The organism is Cyanobium sp. A1C-AMD (assembly GCF_024346495.1).
Taxonomy (GTDB): domain Bacteria; phylum Cyanobacteriota; class Cyanobacteriia; order PCC-6307; family Cyanobiaceae; genus Cyanobium_A; species Cyanobium_A usitatum.
In genome coordinates this window covers 1-7142 of sequence record NZ_JAGQDB010000105.1, presented here as the reverse complement: position 1 = coordinate 7142, position 7142 = coordinate 1, and the positions used below count along the sequence as shown (strand labels likewise).

The window sequence follows — 7142 nt, the reverse complement described above, 5'->3', positions numbered from 1 at the left end:
GACTCCTGCTCCAGTTCATGGGTAAGGCGCGCGAGAAAGCGCTTCACCTGGGGCCGGTTCATCCGTCCTCGGGTCAGGCCCCAGGTGGGCGAGGAGTCAAAGTCCGGGAGTGAGGCCAGGTCGTCGCTGAGTGCCTGCTGTAACTCCTGTAGGGGGCGGCGCCGCAGCTTGTCACGCAGCAGCGTGAACACCCGGTAGTAGTTCGTTGAATAATCAATGGCCTGGTAGCTCCAGATCCTCCGGTGGATGGTGATGTCCACGTAGTTGGCAACCAGACGCAACTTGCTCTCGATGACATCAGGTGAGTCATCGAGGCTGAGGGCACTCAGCATCAAGGGCAGCTGCAAGGTGAAGCCGCTGCTGTGGTTGAAGTAAATAGCTTCCAGCCCCGGCGTGAGCTGCTCAGAGGCCTGGCGGATCTTCTGATACACACCAGCAAAGAATGTGTATTCGCGCTGGATGAAAGCAACAAATCCTGTTTCGTTCGTCAGGCCAAGCAGGTCGGAGTGATCTTTGACCCAGCGGTGAAACTCACGACCGATCAACTCGAAATCCTGATCAGCCGCTTGCGCACGGCGTTCGCGGATGCTTTGGCCATGCTGGGCACGAAGCCAGGCTTTGAAGCAGTCGGCCTGGGCTTCTTTATCAATCCCCAGGAGCTGCTGCTCCAGGCGCTTCCAGACATCGCTGCAGTGGTTGCGCTGGCTTTCAGTGGGGATGTTGGCCAGGAGAAAACCCTTCAGCATTTCAGCCGGGGTGAGGCGAAGTCCCCGGTCGTTCATAGTTTCAAAGATCGTGTAAGCGGCTTCATCGCTGTAGGCCGTGATCTCCACCAGCTGCACGTTCTCGATTAGCCAGTCGACAAAGAAGGGTAGAGACTCACTCAGGATTTTCTGCGGGAATAGTGCTTCGATGTCGTTGTAGCGGGCCAACATGGTGCGCACAGCATCGCTGGCTGCACTTGCTTCAAAGATTTCACCGTTTAATAGCGACTGCAGGAGGGCTTCGCGTTCCTCCACGTCGATCGTGAATGCCTTTGTGCCGTATTTCTCGGCGTAGATCAACGGGCGGATGTTGGCCTGGTCTTCGCTGTTAGGCAGTGAGCGCAGCAGAAAGATCAGCAGGAGGCTGAGAGTGGTGAGGCGCTGCTGGCCATCAATCAGAAAACGTTTGCCCTCCTTCTCACTGGTGATGACGGCACCAAGGAAGTAGTGGCGGTAATCGCGGACTTTCGCGCGGGGATCAGAGGGGTCATGATCATCGCCAAACTGGCTGGTGAGATCGTCGATCAGCTCCTCAACCTGGCGGCGTTCCCAGCGGTACTCACGCTGGTAGTAGTCGATCCCGAAGCGAGCCCCGAAGAGCAACTCACGAATGCTGGAGACCTTGCCGTCGAGCTTCTTCACAACGCCAGTCCGATCTGCCCAGTATCGGCCGAGTTGGTTGCCTTCGCAGGCCTGCCGCGGTGCTTGCCGCCAGCGGCGGGATCGGTGGCTGGCTTCTTGCCCGCCTTGCCATGCAGCCCCTGGGCCACCTCCTCGGCGTAGCGCTCGGCATTCAGCGCCAGCAGCCGGGCGAGCACGTCATCCCGCACGGCATCGGGCCAGCGGTAGCGCCAGGGCAGCTTGCGGCGGCCGGTGATGGCGCCGTAGGCCTGCAGCTGGCCCTGGAAATCGAGGGCGTCTTTGGGGTCCCAGAAGAACAACTCGCCGCTGTCGATGTGCTCCTGCAGCGCGTCGGGGAGCTGGGCGTCGTCTTCTGTATCTAGGTAATCGAGCCCGAAGCCGCAGGCGGTGGGCACATCGCTCCAGCCGTAAGCCTGCAGCACCGCCTGATCCATTTCGCTGTGGAGGCAGCGCAGTTCTAGGAGGTCGCTACTGGTTTCGGCGGGATCGTGGAAGCGGTTGTAGGTCTTGGTGAGACCTTCGGAATTATCTACCATAAGAAATTCACGGTATTTATAATAACTTTTTCCCACAAGAGAGCAGCCATCCTGAGGCGAGCCCGATCCATAGTTTAAAGGAGGGAGAGGAAAGTTCTCGAAACAATCACTGGGGCTGTACCTTAAATCATCTTTGAATGACGAGCATAAAAATCTTGCCCATGCCTCGTGAAGACGAGACTGCAAAATGGCGAAGTGCATGTATCCCGACCAGGCAAAGATCTTTGTGCTGTCAGCAAAAACCTGGTCTATTTCTTGGAAGGCTAGGCTAATGTGCTTGCCTACTCGACAGAGTACTATACATCTGCTGCACCCTTGCAATGCTTCGCGCAGAACAGGAGTATCGCTTCGGAATCGCCACCAATACTTCTGCTGCCGTATTGCTATTGCATTGTTTGACTTTGCGTCTCTTGACGGCTTCACACGCTCTTCAACAATCCGGATAAGGCTAGGCCAGTCAATGGCTTTCTCCAGCTCCATCGTGCCAAAATTGATTACGTACCGGTTGCCTACAGCAAATGGTGACTCATTCATCTCCTGTCCGCCAAGATATTTCTGCACTATGGCAGCATTAGAATCATCCTGAGAAAGCAGCTCAGTTGCCTCTTCTTTGCCCAGGATAAACCCGTCTCCGTATACCATCGCCCCTCCGAAGCAGATGCCTTGATTGGAGTAAAGCGGAAGCGGGTCCTGCATTGCTCCTCCAGGAAGCAAAAACGATGAAATAAAGTTGCAGGGGAGACTTCCAGCTAGACAGCGTGGTGGGCAATTGCCCTTGGCTTTAACAAAATGGACTGTAGAGACTCGGACTGCTGCCGCTCCAGGCCACCTAAATCTGCGATGACAGCTGTAAATCCTTCCCCCTGAATTCAATATATATGCAAGAGACGCCCTTCTTGTATCGCCTTGCATAATCGTATTGGTAGCCACCAGGCCAGTGGCTCCGCCTGTAGACATTAGATCGAAGCACCGCCTAAAGAAGTAAGCACAAAGATCACTGTTTCCATCAATATGCTCAAATTCTCTCTGTAGATACTCGAAGTAGACCTGGCCAAGATCACCTGATATGCGTATGCCACCAGCAAAGGGAGGGTTGCCCACGAACACATCGAAGCCCGGCTCCGGCCGCCCGAATACATCCGGAAAGGCCAGTGGCCAGTGCAGCGGCTGAATGCCCTTCTCGCCCTCGCGCAGCCGCTCCAGTGGTTCGGCCAATTCGCCTTCTAGCTCCGCCGCTGAACTGTGTTGCAGGGTGGCCGCCAGGTACAGCTGCTTCAGCTCCTCGCGATCCTTCGGCTTCTTGCCGTTGAAGAACGCCGCCACCAGCAGATCGCCCACCGTGCGGAGGTAGGCCGTGCTGGCGTTCAGATCATCGAGCGCCTGGCGCTTCTGGGCGTCGTCGATATCGCTGCGGGTGTCGGCATGGAACAGCGCGAAGCTCCTGGCCTCCTGCTGGCGCACCTGATCGAAGTACTCAATCTGCAGTTCGCGCTGCAGGCTGGCGCCCTTCAACGCTCCTTCGATCTCACTGCGCTCCATACCCACCAGCGAATCGCCGCACTTCAGGGCGTGATCCACGAAAGTGAACGGCGCGTCCTTGCTCAGGCTCACAAGCCAGAGGCTGAGGCGGGCCAGGTTCACTGCGAAGGGGTTTTTGTCCACCCCGTATAGACAGTTCTGGGCGATCAGCCGGCGGGCGTAGATCAAGGGTTCTTCGCCGTGGGCGTGGCCGCCAGGTTTCAGGGCATCTGGCAAACCTTCCCGATTCCAGGCCAGTTCAAGGAGTTCGGCCAGGTAGCGGCAGCTCTCCACCAGGAAGGCGCCCGAGCCCATGGCCGGATCGCAGATCTTCAGATCGAGGATCTGGGCTGCTGTGGGGCGATGCTCGCAACGCTCCAGCCAGGGGCGCAGTGCTTCCTCCACGATCGGCCTTGTGAGCGATCGGGGTGTGTAGTGGCTGCCGCTGCGACGCCGTTCCTCGGTGGGCTGAAACACCAGGCCGCCAGCCGCCTGGGGGCCATCAAACAGGTCGCGGTTGATGCGCGGGGCCAGGGCTTCCAGCAGCTCTGCCTCGCTACTGGCGTCCTTCAACCCCGTTGCCGACTTCGCCGGCAGGGTGGTGCCGGCCTCCTCCTCCAGCCAGGCCTTGCGTTTGCCGCCGGGCAGCGTCAGCAGGGCATCTAGATCCACCGCTGTGGTGAGTTGTTTCTTCGCACCCTGGGGCTTGCTCTTCAGGCCGATGCAGCGGCCTGGGATGCGGCGCACTTCGTAGCCCATGATCCCTTCATACACCGAGCCGATCTGCTCCACATCGAGGGCGCGGTAGCTGATGCGCTCGCCATTCACGATCAGCAGGTTGCGCAGCACCGCAAGCACCACGCCGTCACTGATCCAAGGGCTCTCCAGCCAGGGGTAAACGGTTGGATCAAACAGCTGGCCGTGGCGTGCCGGCAGGTAGTCGGCCGTGGGGCCGCCGCCGTCGAACACCAGCCGGCACAGGCTCATCAGCCCGGACCAGGCACCGAAGCGCTGCTCCATGGTGTCGGGGTATTCGCTTTCGTTTTGCTGCAGCTGTTCGTAGATGCCGCTGAGCTTGTAGTGCTGCTCGTACACCGCATCGCTGGGCATCAGCGCTTCGTCTTCTGCGTAGAGCAGGAACACCAGCCGCATCAGCATGGTGATCAAGCCGCCATAGAGCTGCTGGGCATCCCGCTCTGGCAGATCGCCCAGCAGCTCTATGTCTTGCCGCTGGCTCAGCTCATCGGCCTGCTGGAAGCCCCGCAGCAGATCCCACAGCGCCGCCAGCACCTGATCGGCTAGGGCATTGCTCACCACCGCCTGGAAGCTGCGGCTCTTTTTGAGCACATCGCTCAAGCGGTAGCCATCGGGATCGAGGAACACATGGCTCTGCCCAAGCAGTAGATCCAGCCCCGAGAACATCAGCCGGCCGTTCACCTCCGCCAGATCTGCCAGCGGGAAGGTGAGATAGCCGGAGCTTTCCCCCTTCGGTGCCACCACCAGCCGCAGCTGGGAGCCGTTAAACAGCAGCCCCGCTTCCACCCCCGTTTCGCGCAGCAGCCGCTCAAAGCGTTCCTGCGGTGAAGCCCTCCAGAGGTGCTCACCAGCGGTGAGCTTTTGATCTAGTGGCATGAGCAGTGGCAATTCCTGCACCAGCAGCTGCGCGCCTTCGCCGCTGGCTACTGGAACCACTGCCGTCGGTTGCAGCGTCTCCCCGAGTTCAGGCAGCTCTCTGGTGTAGTCCTCAATCAGCTTCGGGTCGCTCTGCACCTGATCGGTGCCCCAGCCCAGTTGCTCCACCAACAAGGTCTCGATGCCGGTAAAGCCCAGCTCTCGCTCATCCGCATCGTCGTCGTCTCCGCCCAGGGGTTCGAGACCATCTCGGTAGCGCTGCTGCCGCTCGATCAGCTCACTGCCACTGCGGGCCACCACCCAACCGGCGTCCTGCATTGCTGCAGGAGCCACCACCAAGCCCACGGGCTGCAGATAGCCCAGCCACTGCTGGTGGGCCAGGAGTTCGGGGTCAGTGGTGGAGGGGCGACGGGGCATGGGTCAGTTGTTCTTCACAAAGATCTCAACCAATGCAACCTCGGGAATATCCATTCGCATCCCAACCCATTCACCCACTCCAGTGCCCTTGAGGATGCGAATAGGCACATCGCGTTTGCTCCATTCCTCAAGAGAGCTTGAGTTATGAATATCAAGCTTGTAAGTCTCCCCAACGCGAAGACTCGTTGATGGCGCGAGGGCTATGTATGCAGGTTCTGGCCATTCCTCTGGATCCCCATCAGAGCGCTCGCCACTTGTCTCAAGCTGCGCCGCCGCAACAGCGCGAACCTGGATCCCTCGCTCATGATCCTTCCAGATCAACATGCCTCCTCCTTGGTGCTCTGGCAAAGACTTGACCAGGGTCGCGTCGAGCGGAAGCTCGGAGGCTTGCTTCAACAAATGAGCAGCACTACGGTCAAATAGATTGCGCTGCCACCAGTTCATGTCGTCGAGGCAGAGCTTGATCTCACTCTTGATTTCAGACAGATCCAACATGTCCGCAAGTGTTTCGCGACATTGTTTGACCTGAGCCACCATCTGCTTCTGCCGATAGGCAAGGCTTTCCGGGTGATGCTCCAGTGCGATGAGCATCAATCCTTGCTCCAGCTGAATGACAGCAGCGCAGAGAGCGACCAGCAGTCGCGTGTCCTGACCGAACTGATCACCTTCTTCTTTAATCAACCCTGCAAGCTCAAGGGGCTTTTCTCGCTTCTGGGCGCGTTGACGCGCTTGGTTGATCTTGTCGTGGAAGTTAGCCTTGAGAATCTTCAGGCGTTCCAAGTGGGCACGCAGATCCCGTTCGCAATGGGAAATGCGGTCCTGCATCTGAGCATTGAAGTGACCGGTGTGGGCGTGCTCAGCAAGGATGTCCTGAAGGGTTAAGGCCGCAGCGATGACTTCGCCGATATCTTTGGCGTTCTGCCTCTGAACGATTCTTGACAAGGTCTGCTCAATGTTGGCGAGCCTGCGATTGATCTCATTGAGCTGCTGTGTGCCAACGATGGCGTGAATAGCCTGATAGACCACCAGTGGGGCGAGAACACCAGCTGCTGGGGAAAAGCGGGCCTGTCCGACGATCTTTGAGGAGCCCTGAACTAGGACGCCACCGAGATTGTTGCCTCCGCTCTGCATCATGGTCATGGTTCCTTTGGCCAGCCCATCAACAACTGAGGCCGGCCCCACGATCCGCATCAGTTGGCCGGTCTGCACGGCAGCAGCTAGCGAGGGCGTGAGTTTTGCTGCGAAGTCGCCAACCGCTCCGCTAACTGACTGACTGGCTGCAGCCCCAGACCCATACAAGCTTTCAGTTCGGAGGAATTCGATCATCTGCATTGATTCCTCCAGGCCGTAGGCAAAAGCCCCGGCCTGCACTTCACCAGCATCGTTGAGAAGGGGGATCAGCGCATAGGGCTTGTCTTCATCAATTTGGGTAGGCGATGTCTCTGCAGCAGCCAAGCTGATATCCGATCGCCTAGCCCGAGGTGGAAGGGAACGGCTTGGGTCCAAGTGAAAGGCCCAGTGCTCGGCGATACCAGCAATCCTGCTGGCCAGGCGACGTACGAACTGCAGAAGGTGGACTCGACGTGCCAGGGTTATCCGCTGATCGGCCAGAGGTAGACGAGCCCCGCCGGCT

The 7142-nt window shown here is 58.6% G+C and carries 3 protein-coding genes; all 3 read right to left on the bottom strand.

All coding sequences use genetic code 11. The features are described 5' to 3' along the window. A partial coding sequence (locus KBY74_RS12785) for a DUF262 domain-containing protein (protein WP_254943022.1) occupies positions 1–1406 on the bottom strand: 1406 nt, incomplete at its 3' end. Continuing rightward, positions 1403–5509 (bottom strand): Eco57I restriction-modification methylase domain-containing protein, encoded by a 4107-nt coding sequence (locus KBY74_RS12780; protein ID WP_254943021.1) that lies wholly within the window; start codon positions 5507–5509, stop codon positions 1403–1405. The genes KBY74_RS12780 and KBY74_RS12785, both read right to left, overlap by 4 nt. Positions 5510–5512: 3 nt before the next feature. Continuing rightward, on the bottom strand, positions 5513–7142 hold a 1630-nt coding region (locus KBY74_RS12775), incomplete at its 5' end, for a hypothetical protein (RefSeq protein WP_254943020.1).

Excerpts from the sequence above, each read along its gene's own strand:
- KBY74_RS12780 (WP_254943021.1), bottom strand. The coding sequence starts at position 5,509 with ATGCCCCGTCGCCCCTCCACCACTGACCCCGAACTCCTGGCCCACCAG.